Raw genomic sequence first — 17184 nt, forward strand, 5'->3', positions numbered from 1 at the left:
CACCGCGGTGTGCCCGCGCAAAGGAGTCAGGCATGTCGGTCAACAAGCCTTTTCCTTCAGGACCGTTGCAGGCGAAAACGCAGGCGCGCGCGGCGGCGCGCCTGCGCGGACTGTCCGACCGGACCATCGCCTGGGTGTTCATTCTTCCGACCATCGTATTGCTACTGGCGATCAACATCTTTCCGTTGATCTGGGCGTTGCGGCTGTCGTTTACGAACTTCAAGTCGAACATGCCCAGCATACCGGCGCGTTTTGTCGGCATCGACAACTACACGGACATCCTCACTGACGAAGACATCTGGTACGCGATGCAGGTCACCGCGCGCTTCGTCTTCTGGTCGGTCGGACTCGAAGTGCTGCTCGGGTTCGGGCTTGCGTTGCTGATCAACCGGCAATTTCGCGGCCACAGCTTCTGGACGACGCTGATTCTGCTGCCGATGATGTTGTCACCCGCGGTGGTCGGCAATTTCTGGACCTTCCTGCTGCAACCGCAAACGGGCCTCTTCAACGACATCGTCAGTTTCTTCACAGGCATTCCGCCGGGCTCTTTCCAGATGATCGGCGACGTGCCGCTCGCACCGTGGACCATCGTGATGGTCGATACGTGGATGTGGACGCCCTACGTGATGTTGATCTGTCTCGCCGGCCTGCGCTCGATTCCCGACTACATCTACGAGGCGGCCGAAGTGGACCGTGCCTCGCCATGGCGCCAGTTCTGGTCGATCACGCTGCCGATGACGCTGCCGTTCCTGATGCTCGCGATCCTGTTTCGCGGCATTGAAAACTTCAAGATGTTCGACATGGTGAATCTGCTGACGTCGGGCGGTCCGGGTTCCGTTACCGAAACCGTGTCGATCACGCTCAAACGCGCCGCGTTCGAGAAATGGCAAACCGGCTATTCGTCCGCCCTCGCGATCATTCTGTTCGTCGTCGTGTTCGGCGCTGCGAATATCTATGTCAAGGCACTCAACCGGGTGAAACAGCGATGACCGAGCTTGCCGTTCAACAATCCGTCGTGGCCGCCTCGCCGCGCGGCAAGACTTTCGCCGCCGTGGTAGTGATCGCGTATGCGCTGATTGCGGTCTTGCCGATCGTATGGATCATCCTGACGAGCTTCAAGTCGCAGGAGGACGCAATTGCGTACCCACCGGTCGTGATGTTCCAGCCGTCGATGGAAGGCTATGTGAATCTGTTCACAATCCGTTCGCGGCAAACGCCGGAGTTCATCGCGAGCCTGCCGCCCGCGCAAACCTGGTATGACCGCGACGTGCGCAAACGCAATATGGTGATCGCAGGGCCGTCGAAGGTCGTGCCGCGCTTTATCAACTCGCTCGTCATCGGCTTCGGCTCGACGTTTCTTGCCGTATTTCTAGGTACGCTCGCGGCCTATGCATTCTCGCGCTTCAAGGTGCCGATGGCCGACGATCTGCTGTTTTTCATTCTGTCGACGCGCATGATGCCACCCATTGCCGTTGCGATTCCAATCTACCTGATGTACCGGGCACTCGGTCTCGCAGACAGCTACCTGGGCATGATCGTGCTCTACACGGCCGTGAACGTGTCGCTGGCCGTATGGCTGCTCAAGGGCTTTATCGACGAGATTCCGCGCGAATACGAAGAAGCCGCGCTCGTCGACGGCTACACGCGTCTGCAGGCATTTATCAAGGTGGTTCTACCGCAAGCGATCACCGGCATTGCCGCCACCGCCATTTTCTGTCTCATCTTCGCGTGGAACGAGTACGCGTTCGCGTTGCTGCTGACGAGCGGCGACGCGCAGACGATGCCGCCATTCATCCCGTTCATCATCGGCGAGGGGGGCCAGGACTGGCCGGCCGTTGCGGCGGCCACGACCCTGTTCGTGCTGCCGATCCTGTTTTTCACGGTCGTCCTGCGCAAGCATCTGTTGCGTGGCATCACTTTTGGAGCGGTGCGCAAATGAAAGTGCAACCTGTCCCGCCACATCGGCGTCTATTTCGCCGGCGCTACTGCGAGGGTGCGTCGATGGTGCTCATCGGCGCGGGCATCGCGATGCTCGTTCAACCGTTCGCGGTCGATCTTTACACGTGGTCGTTTCCCGTCATCCTGGCGGGCGCGCTCGCCTTCGTCGTGACGAGTCATTTTCCGGACTGAGCCATGTCGACGATCGTTCTTTCCAATCTTCACAAGCGCTTTGGCGATTTCACGGCCGTGCGCAATACGAACCTGACGGTGAACAACGGCCGCTTCGTCGTGCTGCTCGGACCTTCGGGCTGCGGCAAGACGACCACATTGCGGATGATCGCCGGGCTCGAGCTGCCGACATCGGGGCACATTCATATCGACGGCGAAGACGTTACGGCGCTGCGCGCGCGTCAGCGCGACATCGCATTCGTGTTCCAGATGTTCGCGCTCTATCCGCATATGAGCGTGCGAAACAATATCGCCTTCCCGCTAAAAAACGAAGGCATTCCGCGTCGCGAGATCGCCGCGCGCGTCGAATCGACCGCTCGCATGCTGCGCATCGAGGCGATGCTCGACCGCAAGACGGGCGGGCTTTCGGGCGGCGACCGTCAGCGCGTCGCACTGGGACGCGCGATCGTTCGGCATCCGAAGGCCTTCCTGATGGACGAACCGCTCGGTACGCTCGATGCCGATTTCCGCGAACTGATGTGCCTCGAACTGCGAAAACTGCATAACGCGCTCAATGCAACGACCGTCTACGTGACGCACGATCAAAGCGAAGCAATGGCGATGGCCGACGATGTGGTCGTGATGAACCAGGGTGAAGTGCTGCAATCCGCGTCGCCGCACGAGATCTATCATTTTCCTGCAACGGTTTTTGTCGGCAAGTTCATCGGCAGTCCGCCGATGAACTTTCTGCCCGTCGACACGGGCGTCGAAGCGGGAGCGGAACAGGTCTCGCTCGACGGCGAGCCGGTGCCGGTGCCGCTCATCGAAGCGCCGACGGCGAAGGCGCTATTCGGCATCCGGCCCGAGCATGTCCTGATCGACGAGCGCAGCGCTTTGCGTGGACGCGTGATCGCCGACGAATATCTCGGCTCGCATCAGATCCTCGTCGTCGATACGTCGCTCGGTGTGGTGCGGGTGAGGGTGGGCAAAAACGAAGGGCGGGCAGCCGGATCGCAAGTCGGCTTGTCCTTTCGCCGGGAACGCACGCTGCTGTACGACGCGACGAGCGGCAAGCTGCTGCCGAGCGCCGCGCGCCAGATGGCCTTCAACGGCAACGGCAACGGCAAAGGGGGAGCTTATGTCTGAGATCAGCTTGCAGAACGTGACGAAGCGCTTCGGCGATATCGTGGCGGTGGACCGCGTGTCGATCGACGTGAAGGAAGGTGAGTTCATCGTGCTGCTCGGGCCGAGCGGCGCGGGCAAGACGACGACGTTGCGGCTCATCGCCGGCCTCGAACGGCCCGATGAAGGCGCTATCTTTATCGATGGCGAAGCGGCGACCGATACTCACCCCGCGGATCGCGATGTCGCGTTTATCTTCCAGCAATACTCGCTGTATCCGCATCTGACCGTGGCGGGCAATCTCGCCTTCCCGTTGCGTTCGCCGCGGCGGCGCGTGAGCGAGGCGGAGGTGACCGCGCGTGTGCAGGAGGTGGCACAGATGCTGCACATCGAGTCCAGGCTCGGCAGCATGGCGACGCGTCTGTCGGGCGGCGAAATGCAGCGCGTGGCGATCGGGCGCGCGCTGGTGCGTCGGCCGAAAGTCTTCTTGATGGACGAGCCGCTGTCGTCGCTCGACGCGAAACTGCGCGAGGAAATGCGGATCGAACTGAAGCGGTTGCATCGCACGATCGGAGCGACGATCGTCTATGTGACGCACGATCAGGTCGAGGCGACGACCCTTGCGGACCGTATCGCCATACTCGAACACGGCCGCGTGGCGCAGATCGGCACGCCACGCGAAGTGTATGGCAACCCCGCTTCGCTTAGCGCAGCGCAGCGTCTCGGCTCTCCGCCGATCAACGTGCTGCCCGCTGCGCTGTTCGATTCCAGCGCGATTCCGGAGGGCACGTCGACGGTCGCGATCCGCCCGGAAGACATCGTTCTGCACGCTCCCGATGCGCGCGACGGGATCAGCCTTCGCGTGCTCGAATATTCGCCGCTCCGGCATCTGCTGATTCTCGATCGCGAGGGTATCCCGATCGTCGCGACGACGATGACCGAGCGTAATTTCGCACCGGGGCAAACGGTCGGCGCGTCGCTGCCGCCGCGCAGCCTGCTCTATTTCCGCTCCGACGGAAGGAGGATTCCGGCATGAACGGCAAAACGGTCATGGCATGTATCGAGGCTGCGCATGCCACGTTGAAAGAGCACACCGATGAAATCGCAGCGCTCGATCAGCAGATCGGCGACGGCGACCATATCTTCAACCTGCTACGCGGCGTCGATGCGCTGCTTGCGATGCGAGCCGACATCGAGGCCAAAGCGTTTGCGCCCGCGTTGGATCTCGCCGCGTCGAAACTGCTGTCGACCGTGGGTGGATCGTCAGGCCCGCTATTCTTTTCGCTCCTGCACGGAATGGCGAAAGCGCACGGCGACAGCGCGGATGCCCCCGGTGTCGCCAACGCCGCGCGGATCTTTGCGGCGGGCGTGGACGCCGTCGCGCAGCGCGGCAAGGCCGGTATAGGCAGCAAGACGATGATGGATGTGCTGATTCCCGTCGCGTCGCGTCTGGCGGAACTGGCCGACAGCGATGCGCCGCCGGAGGCCGTACTCGATGCGTTGCCGCAAATCGCTGAAGCGAGCATGCTCGCGACGCGCGACATGCTCGCGACCAAAGGGCGTGCGTCCTTTCTCGGCGAGCGTTCGCGCGGTCACATCGATCCGGGCGCGCGCTCGACCCAGTTGATGATCGACGCCATTTGTGCGAGGCTCGCACAGGACGGAGCGTGAAAGGAGCGTAGGCCATGAAGAAATTCATCAACCACGTCGACGACTTTCTGGCCGAAAGCCTGGCCGGGTTCGCCGCTGCGCATAGCGACCTTGTCATCCTCAACCAGGATCCGTTATTCGTGCGGCGCAAGACACTGAAGCGGGGCAAGGTCGCACTGATCTCGGGCGGCGGGTCGGGGCACGAGCCGCTGCACTGCGGCTTCGTCGGATACGGGATGCTCGATGCGGCATGTCCGGGTCAGGTATTCACCTCGCCGACGCCCGATCAGATGTTGGCGGCGGCAAAAGCCGCGGACACGGGAGCGGGCACGCTCTTCATCGTGAAGAATTATTCGGGTGATCTGATGAACTTCGAAATGTCTTCGGAGATGTCGGAGTTGCCGAACGCGATGGTATTGATCAACGACGACGTGGCCGTCGAAAACTCCAGTTATACGACCGGACGGCGCGGCGTGGCGGGGGCCGTGATCGTGGAGAAACTGGTGGGCAGCCTCGCCGAAAGCGGCGCGGACCTTGAACAATGCAAGGTTTTCGGCGACCGGATCAACAAGCAGACCGCGACCATGGGCGTGGCGTTCTCGAGCTGTACGGTACCCGCGGCGGGGACGCCGACGTTCAAGATCGGCGACGACGAGATCGAAATCGGTGTTGGAATTCATGGCGAACCGGGCAGGCGGCGCGCGCGCCATGCGGCCGCGGATGCGATAGCGGGAGAACTGCTGACATCGATCGTTGCCGACGTGAAGCCGAAGGCCGACTCGCAATTGCTGGTGCTGATCAACGGTCTTGGCGGCACGCCGTTAGGCGAGCTCTATCTGTTGTTCAATTCGACACGCCTATGGCTCCAGCAGCGGGATTTCAACATCGCGCGGGTGCAGGTCGGTTCGTTGACGACGTCGCTGGAAATGGCGGGCGCGTCGATTACGCTGTGCGTCCTCGACGAGGAAATGATGCGGCATTGGGACAGTCCGGTGCATACGCCGTCGCTACGCTGGAGCGTGTAGCAGTTCGCGCGTTATTGGTGCATGCGCGAAGCTGGTGCGTAGCGGGACGTTCCAGGCAGACAGAAGCTGCGAACATGTTGGTCATTTGACAGGATCGGATCGCGGCGGCACCCGCGTCTGTACGCGGGGGCGCCTGAATTTCATTGCGATTGGCGCGCTTATTGCTGAAGCCTGCCAGCCGTCTAGAACCCTCAATGGAATTCAGAACAATGAACCGCATCCGCCGCACCTGGCTTGCAGCGATTTCGATCGCCGTCTCCGTCCCGCCGCTTCTGTTGAACGCCACACCCGCGCATGCCGACGCGCTCAATACCATCATGCAAAGCGGGGTGCTGCGCGTGGCCGTGCCGGAAGACTACCCGCCGTTCGGCTCGATCGGCCCTGATATGCAGCCGCGCGGATACGACATCGATACCGCCGCGCTGATCGCGAAGTCGCTCAAGGTGAAGCTGCAACTCGTTCCGGTGAACAGCGCGAACCGCATTCCGTATTTGCAGACCAACAAGGTCGACCTGGTGATTTCGTCGCTCGGCAAGACGCCCGAGCGCGAGAAGGTCATCGATTTTTCGACGGCCTACGCACCGTACTTCCAGGGCGTGTTCGGGCCCGCGAACGTCAAGGTCGCGAGCGCCGCAGATCTGACGCCGAATCTGACGGTGGGCGCGACGCGTGGCGCGCTGGAGGAAATCGCCCTTACGCAAATGGCGCCGAAAGCCAATATTCACCGCTTCGAAGACAACAACGCGACGATTCAGGCGTTTCTCTCGGGACAGGTCGACCTGATCGCGGCGGGGAACGTGGTGGCCGCCGCCATTCTGGCTAAAAATCCGCCTCGCCGCCCGGAGATGAAGTTCATCATCAAGAACTCGCCGTGTTTCGTTGGCCTGAACAAGAACGAACCGGCGCTGCTCGCCAAGGTCGACGACGCCATCGCACATGCGAGGCAAGACGGCACGCTCGAAGGCATGTCGAAGAAGTGGCTCGGCCAGCCGCTGCCCGCGGGCCTCTAAACAGCGATCGATCGTTTTCGCGTGGGCATACGTGGCGGCAATCTGAGTCGCCACGCGCCCATGCCGTGCGGGTGCGCGCCTGATCGGCGCAGCGACTAACGTTGTCGAACGGAAACACGGTACTCATGAGCTATCAGCTTGAATTCAGCGACCTTGACGCTTATGCCGGCATGTTCGCAAGCGGCGCAGCCGTCACGCTCGCGCTCACTGCGGTCGCCACTTCGCTCGGGCTTGCCGTCGGCGTGGGCGGCGCCGCCGCATGCGATACGCGCGCGCCCGGGCTCGCGTGGTTACGCGGCCTCGTCGGCGTTTACGTCGAAGCGATCCGCAACACGCCATTTCTGATCCAGCTGTTTTTTCTGTTTTTCGGCTTGCCTGCGCTCGGGATTCATATCGGCGAATATGCGGCCGCCGTGCTTGCGATGACGCTCAACCTCGGCGCGTACTCGGTCGAGATCGTGCGCGCCGGCGTGGCCGCCGTGCCGCGCGGCCATCTCGAGGCCGCTGCGGCACTGGCGATGTCGCCGGCGCAGACGTTTCGCCACGTCGTGCTGCCACAGGCCTTTGCGAAGGTGTTTCCCGCGCTCGTGAGTCAGATCGTCATCACGATGCTCGGCTCCGCTGTGGTCTCGCAGATCTCGGTTGCGGACCTCACGTACGCGGCAAGCTATATTCAATCACGCAATTTCCGTGCATTCGAAACGTATTTCGTGGTCACGCTCGCTTATCTCGGGCTTGCGCTCGTACTGCGTTTCGCCTTGAACGCGGCCGGCCAGCGCCTGTTCTCGCGGAGAGCAGCGCGATGATCGAATTCACGTTCTGGCAGATTCTGGAGAATCTGCTGCTCGCGGCGCGCTGGACGATCGTACTGTCGCTGGTGTCGTTCATTGCAGGCGGAATCGTCGGCGTCGCGCTGCTGGTTATGCGCGTGTCGGCTTCGCCATGGCTGCGCGGCATGGTGCGCATCTACATTGAGATCTTTCAGGGCACGCCGCTGCTGATGCAGCTCTTCGTGGTGTTCTTCGGCCTGCCGCTTGCGGGCATCAACGTCGAACCGTGGGTGGCCGCGACGCTTGGCCTCACGTTTTTCACGAGCGCCTACCTCGCCGAGATCTGGCGCGGCTGCGTCGAAGCGATTCCGAAAGGGCAATGGGAAGCCTCGGCGAGCCTGGCGATGAATTATTTCGAACAGCTTCGCCATGTGATCCTGCCGCAGGCTGCGCGCATCGCGATTGGGCCGACGGTCGGGTTCGGCGTGCAGGCAGTCAAGGACACCGCACTCGTATCGATCATCGGCTTCACCGAGCTCACAAAGGCCGGCACCGCGATTTCGAATGCGACGTTCAGGCCGTTTCTCGTGTACGGCCTGGTCGCCGTCATCTATTTCGTGCTCTGTTATCCGCTCACGCTCTCCGCGCGTGCGCTGCAAAGGAAATGGCATGCCGCTGCTCGTTGAAGCCAAAGGCGTCGAAAAGAACTTCGGCGCGAATCACGTCCTGAAAGGCATCGACTTCGCGGTAGAGCGCGGGCAGGTGGTGACGATCATCGGGCGTAGCGGCTCGGGCAAGAGCACGTTCCTGCGCACGCTGAACGGGCTCGAGAGCATCGACGCCGGCTCGATCGAGATAGACGGCGAGCACATCGACGCGCGTCACGCGGATTTGCGTGCTCTGCGCATGAAAGTTGGCATGGTGTTCCAGCAATACAACCTGTTTCCGCATCTTTCCGTGGGCCAGAATGTCGCGGTTGCGCAGACGGTAGTGAAGAAGACGCACCGCGAAAAGGCGTATGCGATTGCGGAGATCATGCTCGAACGGGTCGGTCTCGCGGACAAGTTCGACGCTTATCCCGACCAGCTGTCAGGCGGTCAGCAGCAGCGCGTCGCAATCGCTCGCGCCCTCGCAATGAAGCCCGCCGTGCTGTTGTGCGACGAGATTACTTCGGCACTCGACCCGGAACTGGTCGGCGAGGTATTGGGCGTGGTCGAAAGTCTCGCGCGCGAAAACATGACGCTCATCATGGTCACGCACGAAATGCGCTTCGCGAAGGCGGTCAGCGATCGCGTCGTGTTCATGCACCAAGGGCGCGTATGGGAAAGCGGCACCCCGGAAGACATCTTTGAAAAGCCGTCGACCGTGGAGTTGCGGCGTTTCGTTCAGTGACGCTCCTGGAGCGGCCTGTTTCATTGCATTGACCCGCACGCACTCAAATCCATGGGCGGCGATCCAATCGCGCCGTCCATGCGTCTCTCGTGCCGACCCAGTTGCTCGGCAGATCCTGCTCTCTTCAAAAGCACCGTCATAACGACGCGCTCCTCGCGCGGGTCGACAGTTTCGACGCTGTAACGGCGACCTCCGTTTATCGCGCAGATGAAATGGCGCGAATCTTCTCCCGCCGCCGGTTTTTATCTCTGTTTTTCCGCTGTTCGTGAGCATTTCACGACTTAAAAATTTTGAAATTGTTCTTGTGTCAGATTTTTTTGTCGTTCTAAATTCCCTGAAACGAACGACCTACCTGATGTTGGTGAGCAGCCCACAGCGGGCTGCGAAGAATGGTGTTCGGTACCGGTTTCATCGGGAGAGTTACCGGGGAAAAGTGGATGTTGATCTGTTCAATACGATTAGGCATCCAAAGTTAAACGAAATATAACCGGGTTGAGAAAAATGCTTAAGTCGATTCAAAGCTGCTCAGCGGTTGTTCTCGTGCTTGCGGCCGTTGCATCCAAACCGGCATGCGCAGAGGTAACGCTATACGGAATTCTTGATACGTATGTCGGTTATACCAACGCGGGCGGAAAAGGTGCGCAGACCGCGGAACAGAGCGGTGGTCTCTACGCAAGCCGCGTCGGCCTAAAAGGCAGCGAAAATCTTGGAGGCGGCCTGCGTGCGACATTCGACCTCGAGAACGGCATTCTGACCAACAACGGCGCGGCCACGGATTCGACGCTGGCGTTCAGCCGCAACGCGTGGGTAGGTCTCGCGAGCCGTTACGGTGAAGTGCGCTTCGGACGGCAAAACTCCGCTCTACTGATCATGCACAGCCGGTTCGATGCATTCAACGGTGGCACGTACGGCTCCTTGCTGCACAACGCATCGTCGTTCTCGTTCCGCTACGACAACATGATCACGTACTGGTCGCCAAACGTGGCGGGTTTTACGTTTTCGGGAGGCGTTAGCCTCGGTGGGCAGACATCACCGCACGACGCATTGAACGCCTACGTTGGGGCGATCGACTACACGCACGGTCCCGTTTATCTCGGCGTGAGTCACGCCGAGCAGAACGGCGCAAACGGCGAAGTCCTCACGAAAACGACCTTCGCCGGCGGCAGTTATCAATTCGGCAACCTGACCGGCTACTTCGGCTTTTATCGGGGTAACAACCTCGGCGCTAATCTCAACACGAATGTCGCCGGTAAGTATCACAGCGTGTACTGGCTATCGGCCGGGTACCTGGTCACGCCCGCATTGCGCGTGACGGCCGGCTTCGGCTATGTGGAGGACAGCACGGCGCAACACAACAACGCGGGCGAGGTCAGTCTCGGAGCGTTCTACAACCTGAGCAAACGCACGCTTGTTTATGCGAGCGTCGCGCGTCTCGTCAACCGGCATGGTGCAACCTACGCGCTGATCGGCAATGGGCCGATCACGCCCAACACACCGGCTCGCGGTGAGGGCGTAACAGGCGCCCAGCTGGGCATCGTGCAGTTTTTCTGACGGCGCGTGACGTGAGAGTAGCGATGGGTGTCGCGATAGAAGACGAACCCGCGCTTGAGCGAATGACCCTTGTTTTCTCATCTGAACAGCTCAAAAGCACTCAATTTTTTCGCGTGCAATTTTTTTATGGCTGTTCTAAGTTAACTCAACGCCTGCCCAGGAACACGCTTGTGAGCAGCTCACGAATCGAAGGAGAGATGTCGTGGAAGAGTCAGCCGTTGCGTCGCCGGTGCAGTTGATCGATTGCTCGAATGAAGCCAAGTTGCTTAGCGAGCGCGCATGCTCTGCCATCCGGCATGACATCCTGTCCTGCGTGATTGAACCCGCAGCGACACTGACCGAAGCTTCGCTGATGGCGCGTTACGGCATCGGCAAGGCGACGTGCCGGGTTGCGCTGCAGCGGCTCGCACAGGAAGGTTTTTTGCGAGCGGTGCCGCGGCAAGGCTACGTGGTGCGGCCCATCACGCTGAAAGACGTCGAGGAAGTATTCGCACTGCGCCTGCAGCTCGAACCACTTTCCGCACGGCTTGCCGCGGGTAAGGCTGATATCGGGTTGCTCAGGGATCTCGAACGCGCATGCCGCAACGACGATGTGTCGCTAGGCATCAGCAATCGCATCGGCATCTTCATGGACGCAAACGCAGCCTTTCATATGGCGGTTGCGGAAGCGTCGGGCAACAGCCGGCTCGTGAAGACGCTCGGCGGTCTGCTCAACGAGATGGCGCGGCTCGTGGCGCTCGGCTTTGGCGTGCAGAAGACGAAGCCTGAAATTCGCCACGACCACACGAAGATGATCGATGCGCTCGAAAGCGGCAATGGGCGCCGCGCCGAACAGATCGCCTACAGGCACGTCGCGACGTTTCGCGACATGACAATGGAGAAAGTGATGGCCAGTCTCAGGGACACCCACGCGGGCTCACCGATCGTCCCGTTGCGAGGTACGCGATGAGCGCGATGCCGATGCGGGTCGTCGCTGCCGCGGCGAGCGAGCCGGTGCGTCATGCGGTCGAACTTGCGCATGTGTCGAAGCGCTTCGGCAAGCTCGCGGTGCTCGACGACATTTCGCTCGCGGCGCCCGTGGGCTCCGTCCTGGCTATCGTCGGTGCGTCCGGGTGCGGCAAGAGCACGCTGCTCAATATCATCGCGGGCCTCGTGAAGGCGGACAGCGGCAATGTGCGGATCGACGGAGTGGCGGGCAAGCGCTCCGAAGACACGCGCGTGATCAGCTACATGTTTCAGGAGGACCGGCTGCTGCCTTGGCGCACGATCGTCGCCAATGCGGAGTTCGGACTCGAGGCCGGTTCGCTCAATGCGGATGTGCGCCGCGAGCGTGCGCTCGAGATGCTGCATATGACGGGCCTCGAGGGTTTCGAGAATGCATATCCGCACGAACTGTCGGGCGGCATGCGCAGCCGCGTCGCTTTGGCGCGCAGCCTCGTCGTCAGGCCGTACATCCTGCTGATGGACGAGCCGTTCTCGAAGCTCGATCCGCAGATGCGCTCGCAAATGCACGCAGAGCTGCTGCGCGTGCGCGAACAGTTGAAGATGACGGTGGTATTCGTCACGCACGACGTCGAAGAAGCGATCGTGCTGGCCGACCGCGTCGTCGTGTTGCGGCCGCGCCCGGGACGAGTGCGCGACGTGCTCACTATCGATCTCGCGCGTCCCCGCGACCCGCTTGCGGCCGACGTGGCTGAAACCGTGCGCCGCGTGCGCGCTCTCATCTAAGGACAATGCAATGTCGTCGGTACCCGTAGCTTCTTCCGCTTTGGCGGCTCGATCCGCACGGATGGGCAACTTCGTGCGCGTCGCGTTGCAGCGTCTGTCTCTCGTGGCAGTGTTGCTGGTTTTATGGTGGCTCGCCGCGCAACGCGTACCGGCGTTCATTCTGCCCGGTATCGGCAAAACCTGGGATGCGCTGCGCGAACTCGTCGCGTCCGGCACGTTTACCGAAGATCTGAGCATCACGCTGTACCGGGTGGTGGCGGGTTTCGTGCTAGCGGCACTGGTGGGCACGCCGCTCGGCATCCTGCTCGGTTCGAACCGCACACTCGGCCACTATTTCGAACCGGTGCTGTCGGTGCTCAATACGGTATCCGCCGCGATCTGGGCTATCTTCGCGCTGATCTGGTTCGGCATCTCGAATGGAACGACGATCTTCGTGGTGTTCATGGAAGCGATGCCGCTGATCCTGACCAACGTCTGGCAGGGTTCGCAAAGCGTCAACGCCGAGTACGTCGAGCTGGCCCGTAGCTTTCAGATGTCGCGTGCGAAGGTGATGGCGAAGATCTATCTCCCGACCGTGCTGCCCTACTTCTTTTCGGGGGCGCGGCTTGCGTTCGGTTTCGGCTGGCGAGTGTCGCTTGTTGCCGAAACGATCGGGTCGTCAAACGGCGTCGGTTACCGGCTGCGCCAGGCCGCCGACCTCGTTCAGACCGACCAGGTGTTTGCATGGACGCTGACCCTGATCTGCCTGATGGTGCTGCTCGAATACGGCATTCTGAAGCCGATCGAGAACTACCTCTTCCGCTGGAAACGTCGGGTGTAACCCGCTAACAAGAATCACCACAAACCCCTTTGATTACTCTTGATGAGCATATATAGGATTCCATATGAGTGAAAAGATGAAAGCATTGATTCTCGACGAGCACGGCGACGTCGACAAGCTGCGTGTCGGCGAAAAGCCGATGCCGAAGGCGATTGCGCAGCACGTCGTCATTCGCGTGCGCGCGTCGTCGTTCAACTATCACGACGTGTTTACCGTGAGAGGCATGCCCGGCATCAAGGTGCCGCTGCCGGTCGTGATCGGACTCGATATGGCGGGCGAAATCGTCGAGGTCGGCGACGACGTCGAAGGCTGGCAGGTCGGTGCGCGCGTGCTCGTGAATCCGCTCAACAAGAAGAAGGGCCTGATGGGCGAAATGCTGGACGGGGGCATGGCCGAGTACTGCCTTGTCGCGGCCGACCAGCTGATCGCGATGCCCGACGACGTGAGCTTCGAGCAGGCGGCGTCGTTGCCGGTCGCGTACGGTACCGCGCATCGCATGATCGTGACGCACAAGACGATCAAGGCCGGCGACCGCGTCGTGATTCTCGGCGCAAGCGGCGGCGTCGGCACGGGCTGCGTCGTGCTCGCCAAGATGCTCGGCGCCGAAGTGGTGGCCGCGGCGGGCAGCGCCGACAAAGCCGAGCGACTGAAGGAGCTCGGCGCGGATCACGTGATCAACTACAAGGAGGTCGATTTTTCGAAGTGGGTCATCGAAAAGTACGGCAAGCCGCAGCGCCGCAGCTATGAAGGCGGCGCGGACGTCGTGATCAATTTCACGGGCGGCGACACGTGGGTGCCGTCGCTCCGGTGCATCAAGCGCGGCGGCAGCCTGCTCGTGTGCGGCGCGACAGCCGGGCACGATCCGAAAGAGGATTTGCGCTACATCTGGAGCTTCGAGCTGCGCGTGATCGGCTCGAACAGCTTCTATGACGACAACCTGTCCGCGTTGATGGAGCTGATTCGCACGAAGCAGATTTCCGTGCAGATCGACAAGGTGTTGCCGCTCGAACAGGCCGCCGAGGGCTTGCGCATGATTCGCGACCGCGAAGTGCTCGGCAAGATCGTCGTTACCCCTTGAGCGCGGAGACCAACATGACGGAAACAAAAAAGCTGAGCGCCGAAGACATCCAGGCGCTGCTCTCGCGCGGTCCTTATCACCAATGGCTTGGTCTGCGAGTGTTGAGCGTCGGCGAAGGGGAAATCGAAATCGCCGCGACGTGGCGCGAGGAATGGGTCGTCAACCCGGAACGGCGCTATACGCATGGTGGCATTCTTGCCGCACTGATCGATCTGACCGCCGACTGGGCGCTCGTTTCGAAAACGGGCAGGGGCGTGCCGACGATCGATCTGCGCGTCGACTATCACCGTGCGGCGATGCCGGGCGATCTGGTCGCGCGCGGCAAGGTCATCAAGTTCGGCAGTTCGGTGTCGGTCGCCGAGGCGTCCATTTACGACCAGACGGGCGTATTGCTCGCGAGCGGCCGCGGTGTCTACTCGACCGCGCCTGCGCCCGCGCCCGCGCCGAAAGCGTGACCGCGACGTGATGCAGCGCATGAACACCGGCTCCTCGAGCGCTATCGGTCGGATACTCGATCACGTCGTCGTCAACGCGATGTTCGAGATCGACGCCGCCGCGGCCTGTTTCGCCGAACTCGGCTTCGCCCTGACGCCGCGCGGTTATCACTCGCTCGGCTCGGTCAACCATCTGATGATGTTCGGCGATCACTACCTCGAACTGGTCGGTTTGCCGGCCGGTTCGACGCGGTTGCGGCGCGAAATACTCGAAAGCCGCCTCGGCATCGACGGGCTCGTGTTCAGAACCGAGGACGCGCATTCCACCCATGCGCGGCTGATCGCCGCGCGCATCAAGGCAACCGAGCCTCAATCGTTCTCGCGGCCGGTGGCGATCGACGGCGTCGAGCAACTGGCGAAGTTCGCGACGACGCGCCTCGAGCCCGGTGAGCTGTCCGCGGGGCGTGTCTACTTTTGCGAGCACCTGACGCCGCAATGGGTGTTTCGCGACGAATGGACGGCGCATCCGAACCACGCAACGCGCCTCGCTGAACTCGTCGTGGTGAGTGCGGAGCCGCGCGCCGAAGCGCAACGCTATGCGCTGATCGCCGGCGAGGGCAGCGTGACGGATGCGGCGGATGGCGCCGGCGTGCAATTGAGCCTGCAGGGGTTCGGCTTGCGCTTCGTCGAGGCGGCCGGATATCGGGCGCGCTACGGGCCGCTTGCGTGCCATGCCGCCGACCGCGCGAGCTATTTCGGCGCGCTCGTCGTCGAAACCGCGGATCTGCATTCCATGGGCGAAAAACTGGCATCGATGGCGCGCGGCGATCCTGCCGCGGTGAAAGTTGCACACACAACGACCAGCGACGGCGCACCGGCGGTTCGCGCGCTGCTACTCCCATTCAACACCTTGATCGAATTTATCGGAACTGTCGAACATGCACACTCCTGAGAATCTCGGCGACCTGATCGACGCCGCACGCGATCCGCACAAGCTTGCGTTGATCGCGCTCGGGGACCTGGATGAAACGGAGGACGGCTGGCGCGACACGCGCATCACGTACGGCGAACTCGACGCGCTGGCCAACGGCGTGGCCCGCGCGTTGGAGCGGCGCGGGTTCGCACGCGGACAGCGCATCGCGATTCTCGCCGCCAATTGCGCGGAGTACGTGGCGGCCTTGCTCGGCATCATGCGCGCGGGGCTCGTCGCGACGCCCGTCAACTTCAGGTTTCCGCAAGCGCTGTCGACGTTCGTCATACGCGATAGCGACGCGCAACTGGTGTTCTGCGATGCGGCGCGGCTGGCCGATTGCCCGGCTGATCTGCCGGCCGTGGTGTTCGATTCGGACGGCGCCGACGGCTTTGCGTCGTTCGTGGATCCCGGCGCCTATGACGCCGTCGTGCCCGAGCCGGGCACGCCCGCGATGTTTCTCTATACATCAGGGTCCACCGGCAAGCCCAAAGGCGTGATGCTGTCGCACGACAGTCATCTATGGGTCGCCCGCACGCGTGCCGCCGCGCAACCCCCCGAGGCGCATCGCTTCCTCGTTGCGGCGCCGCTCTATCACATGAATGCGCTGACGCTCGTGCTGATGTCGCTGTACGGCCACGGCACAGTGGTGCTGCTGCCGCAGTTCAAGGCACGCGCCTATATCAGGGCCATCGAGCGCTATGGCGTCACGTGGCTCACGTCGGTTCCGCCGATGATCGCGATGATGCTGCGCGAACCGGACCTGCTCGCGCGCACCGATCTGGCGTCGGTGCGCTTTATCCGGATGGGTTCGGCGCCGGTCGGCGAAAGCCTGCTCGAGCAGATCGCAGAGGTCTTCCCCAATGCGAAAGTGACGAACGTGTATGGGACGACCGAAGGCGGGCCGATCGTGTTCGGTCCGCATCCGGATGGCCTCGAGCCGCCGCCGCTGTCGGTCGGCTACCCGCACCCCGAAGTGCGGGTCAAGCTGCTCGAAGCGCCTGCGCATGACGCGGCGACTGGCGTGCTGGCGGTCAAAAGCCCGGCGGTGATGCTTGGCTATCACAACCGCAAGGACTTGCCTGTGCCGCTGACCGACGACGGTTTCTATATCACCGGCGACGTGTTTCATCGCGACGAGCAGGGTCTTTACACGTTCGTCGGCCGCGCCGACGACATGTTCGTTTCCGGCGGCGAGAACATTTTTCCCGGCGAAGTCGAACGCATGCTCGAAACGCACCCCGATATCGCGCAAGCCTGCGTCGTGCCGGTGGACGACGACATCAAGGGCACCAAACCCGTTGCATTCGTCGTGCGCCGCGCGGGCGTCGCGTTGACGGAGGACGACGTGAAGCGATACGCACTTGCGCACGCGCCTGCCTATCAGCATCCGCGCCGGGTCTGGTTTGTCGACGCGCTACCGCTTGCGTCGACCAACAAGATCGATCGCGCGAAGTCGGATCGTAGCCATGTCGTTCTGTGAGCCAAGGAGTTGGTAGAATGTTTTGTCTTCCTAAGACCGCTT

19 protein-coding genes are annotated in these 17184 nt (G+C 61.9%); all 19 read left to right on the forward strand.

The genetic code is table 11. The features are described 5' to 3' along the window. Positions 1–32 precede the first annotated feature (32 nt). Positions 33–989, forward strand: coding sequence for a sugar ABC transporter permease (locus QYH69_RS33800; protein ID WP_308836014.1), 957 nt, complete (start codon positions 33–35; stop codon positions 987–989). After that, the gene (locus tag QYH69_RS33805; protein WP_308836015.1) at positions 986–1939 is read left to right on the forward strand and encodes a carbohydrate ABC transporter permease; all 954 of its coding nucleotides are present in this window, start codon (positions 986–988) and stop codon (positions 1937–1939) included. Before QYH69_RS33800 ends, QYH69_RS33805 begins: the two co-directional genes overlap by 4 nt. Further along, the gene (locus tag QYH69_RS33810; protein ID WP_308836016.1) at positions 1936–2130 is read left to right on the forward strand and encodes a hypothetical protein; all 195 of its coding nucleotides are present in this window, start codon (positions 1936–1938) and stop codon (positions 2128–2130) included. The genes QYH69_RS33805 and QYH69_RS33810 overlap by 4 nt, the downstream gene beginning before the upstream one ends. Positions 2131–2133: 3 nt before the next feature. Further along, positions 2134–3255, forward strand: coding sequence for an ABC transporter ATP-binding protein (locus QYH69_RS33815; RefSeq protein WP_308836017.1), 1122 nt, complete (start codon positions 2134–2136; stop codon positions 3253–3255). Continuing rightward, entirely contained in the window at positions 3248–4267 is a 1020-nt protein-coding gene (locus QYH69_RS33820) for an ABC transporter ATP-binding protein (protein WP_308836018.1), read from the forward strand. The genes QYH69_RS33815 and QYH69_RS33820 overlap by 8 nt, the downstream gene beginning before the upstream one ends. Then, a complete protein-coding gene (dhaL, locus tag QYH69_RS33825) occupies positions 4264–4902 on the forward strand; it encodes a dihydroxyacetone kinase subunit DhaL (RefSeq protein WP_308836019.1) in 639 nt (212 codons plus the stop codon). Before QYH69_RS33820 ends, dhaL begins: the two co-directional genes overlap by 4 nt. Positions 4903–4916: 14 nt before the next feature. After that, positions 4917–5906 carry a dihydroxyacetone kinase subunit DhaK gene (gene dhaK / locus QYH69_RS33830; RefSeq protein ID WP_308836020.1) on the forward strand — a complete coding sequence of 330 codons (990 nt, stop codon included), beginning with the start codon at positions 4917–4919 and terminating at the stop codon, positions 5904–5906. A gap of 209 nt (positions 5907–6115) precedes the next feature. Continuing rightward, entirely contained in the window at positions 6116–6916 is an 801-nt protein-coding gene (locus tag QYH69_RS33835; protein ID WP_374992556.1) for a transporter substrate-binding domain-containing protein, read from the forward strand. A gap of 125 nt (positions 6917–7041) precedes the next feature. Next, complete coding sequence (locus tag QYH69_RS33840; protein ID WP_308836022.1) at positions 7042–7722, forward strand: amino acid ABC transporter permease; 681 nt, start codon at positions 7042–7044, stop codon at positions 7720–7722. Next, complete coding sequence (locus QYH69_RS33845; protein ID WP_308836023.1) at positions 7719–8372, forward strand: amino acid ABC transporter permease; 654 nt, start codon at positions 7719–7721, stop codon at positions 8370–8372. The genes QYH69_RS33840 and QYH69_RS33845 overlap by 4 nt, the downstream gene beginning before the upstream one ends. Beyond that, positions 8356–9078: an amino acid ABC transporter ATP-binding protein gene (locus tag QYH69_RS33850; RefSeq protein ID WP_308836024.1), complete on the forward strand. Its 723-nt coding sequence runs from the start codon at positions 8356–8358 to the stop codon at positions 9076–9078. Before QYH69_RS33845 ends, QYH69_RS33850 begins: the two co-directional genes overlap by 17 nt. A gap of 501 nt (positions 9079–9579) precedes the next feature. Further along, positions 9580–10629, forward strand: a complete 1050-nt coding sequence (locus QYH69_RS33855; protein WP_308836025.1) for a porin — start codon at positions 9580–9582, stop codon at positions 10627–10629. 202 nt (positions 10630–10831) lie between these two features. After that, positions 10832–11578, forward strand: a complete 747-nt coding sequence (locus QYH69_RS33860; RefSeq protein WP_308836026.1) for a GntR family transcriptional regulator — start codon at positions 10832–10834, stop codon at positions 11576–11578. Further along, on the forward strand, positions 11575–12357 hold the full coding sequence (locus QYH69_RS33865; RefSeq protein ID WP_308836027.1) for an ABC transporter ATP-binding protein: 783 nt from the start codon (positions 11575–11577) through the stop codon (positions 12355–12357). The genes QYH69_RS33860 and QYH69_RS33865 overlap by 4 nt, the downstream gene beginning before the upstream one ends. A gap of 10 nt (positions 12358–12367) precedes the next feature. Then, positions 12368–13177, forward strand: coding sequence for an ABC transporter permease (locus QYH69_RS33870; protein WP_308836028.1), 810 nt, complete (start codon positions 12368–12370; stop codon positions 13175–13177). A 64-nt stretch (positions 13178–13241) separates the two neighbouring features. Beyond that, positions 13242–14255, forward strand: a complete 1014-nt coding sequence (locus QYH69_RS33875; protein WP_308836029.1) for a zinc-binding dehydrogenase — start codon at positions 13242–13244, stop codon at positions 14253–14255. Between the two features lie 14 nt (positions 14256–14269). After that, positions 14270–14710 carry a PaaI family thioesterase gene (locus tag QYH69_RS33880; protein ID WP_308836030.1) on the forward strand — a complete coding sequence of 147 codons (441 nt, stop codon included), beginning with the start codon at positions 14270–14272 and terminating at the stop codon, positions 14708–14710. A gap of 19 nt (positions 14711–14729) precedes the next feature. Continuing rightward, the gene (locus QYH69_RS33885) at positions 14730–15641 is read left to right on the forward strand and encodes a VOC family protein (RefSeq protein WP_308836031.1); all 912 of its coding nucleotides are present in this window, start codon (positions 14730–14732) and stop codon (positions 15639–15641) included. After that, positions 15628–17142 (forward strand): class I adenylate-forming enzyme family protein, encoded by a 1515-nt coding sequence (locus QYH69_RS33890; RefSeq protein WP_308836032.1) that lies wholly within the window; start codon positions 15628–15630, stop codon positions 17140–17142. The genes QYH69_RS33885 and QYH69_RS33890 overlap by 14 nt, the downstream gene beginning before the upstream one ends. Positions 17143–17184: the final 42 nt, after the last annotated feature.

It is taken from the genome of Paraburkholderia sp. SARCC-3016 (assembly GCF_031119615.1).
In the GTDB taxonomy this organism is placed as follows: domain Bacteria; phylum Pseudomonadota; class Gammaproteobacteria; order Burkholderiales; family Burkholderiaceae; genus Paraburkholderia.

Excerpts from the sequence above, each read along its gene's own strand:
- QYH69_RS33855 (WP_308836025.1), top strand. The coding sequence starts at position 9,580 with ATGCTTAAGTCGATTCAAAGCTGCTCAGCGGTTGTTCTCGTGCTTGCG.
- QYH69_RS33865 (WP_308836027.1), top strand. The coding sequence starts at position 11,575 with ATGAGCGCGATGCCGATGCGGGTCGTCGCTGCCGCGGCGAGCGAGCCG.
- QYH69_RS33815 (WP_308836017.1), top strand. The coding sequence starts at position 2,134 with ATGTCGACGATCGTTCTTTCCAATCTTCACAAGCGCTTTGGCGATTTC.
- QYH69_RS33810 (WP_308836016.1), top strand. The coding sequence starts at position 1,936 with ATGAAAGTGCAACCTGTCCCGCCACATCGGCGTCTATTTCGCCGGCGC.
- dhaK (WP_308836020.1), top strand. The coding sequence starts at position 4,917 with ATGAAGAAATTCATCAACCACGTCGACGACTTTCTGGCCGAAAGCCTG.
- QYH69_RS33875 (WP_308836029.1), top strand. The coding sequence starts at position 13,242 with ATGAGTGAAAAGATGAAAGCATTGATTCTCGACGAGCACGGCGACGTC.
- QYH69_RS33880 (WP_308836030.1), top strand. The coding sequence starts at position 14,270 with ATGACGGAAACAAAAAAGCTGAGCGCCGAAGACATCCAGGCGCTGCTC.
- QYH69_RS33820 (WP_308836018.1), top strand. The coding sequence starts at position 3,248 with ATGTCTGAGATCAGCTTGCAGAACGTGACGAAGCGCTTCGGCGATATC.
- QYH69_RS33870 (WP_308836028.1), top strand. The coding sequence starts at position 12,368 with ATGTCGTCGGTACCCGTAGCTTCTTCCGCTTTGGCGGCTCGATCCGCA.
- QYH69_RS33885 (WP_308836031.1), top strand. The coding sequence starts at position 14,730 with ATGAACACCGGCTCCTCGAGCGCTATCGGTCGGATACTCGATCACGTC.
- QYH69_RS33805 (WP_308836015.1), top strand. The coding sequence starts at position 986 with ATGACCGAGCTTGCCGTTCAACAATCCGTCGTGGCCGCCTCGCCGCGC.
- QYH69_RS33890 (WP_308836032.1), top strand. The coding sequence starts at position 15,628 with ATGCACACTCCTGAGAATCTCGGCGACCTGATCGACGCCGCACGCGAT.
- QYH69_RS33850 (WP_308836024.1), top strand. The coding sequence starts at position 8,356 with ATGCCGCTGCTCGTTGAAGCCAAAGGCGTCGAAAAGAACTTCGGCGCG.
- QYH69_RS33840 (WP_308836022.1), top strand. The coding sequence starts at position 7,042 with ATGAGCTATCAGCTTGAATTCAGCGACCTTGACGCTTATGCCGGCATG.
- dhaL (WP_308836019.1), top strand. The coding sequence starts at position 4,264 with ATGAACGGCAAAACGGTCATGGCATGTATCGAGGCTGCGCATGCCACG.
- QYH69_RS33800 (WP_308836014.1), top strand. The coding sequence starts at position 33 with ATGTCGGTCAACAAGCCTTTTCCTTCAGGACCGTTGCAGGCGAAAACG.
- QYH69_RS33845 (WP_308836023.1), top strand. The coding sequence starts at position 7,719 with ATGATCGAATTCACGTTCTGGCAGATTCTGGAGAATCTGCTGCTCGCG.
- QYH69_RS33835 (WP_374992556.1), top strand. The coding sequence starts at position 6,116 with ATGAACCGCATCCGCCGCACCTGGCTTGCAGCGATTTCGATCGCCGTC.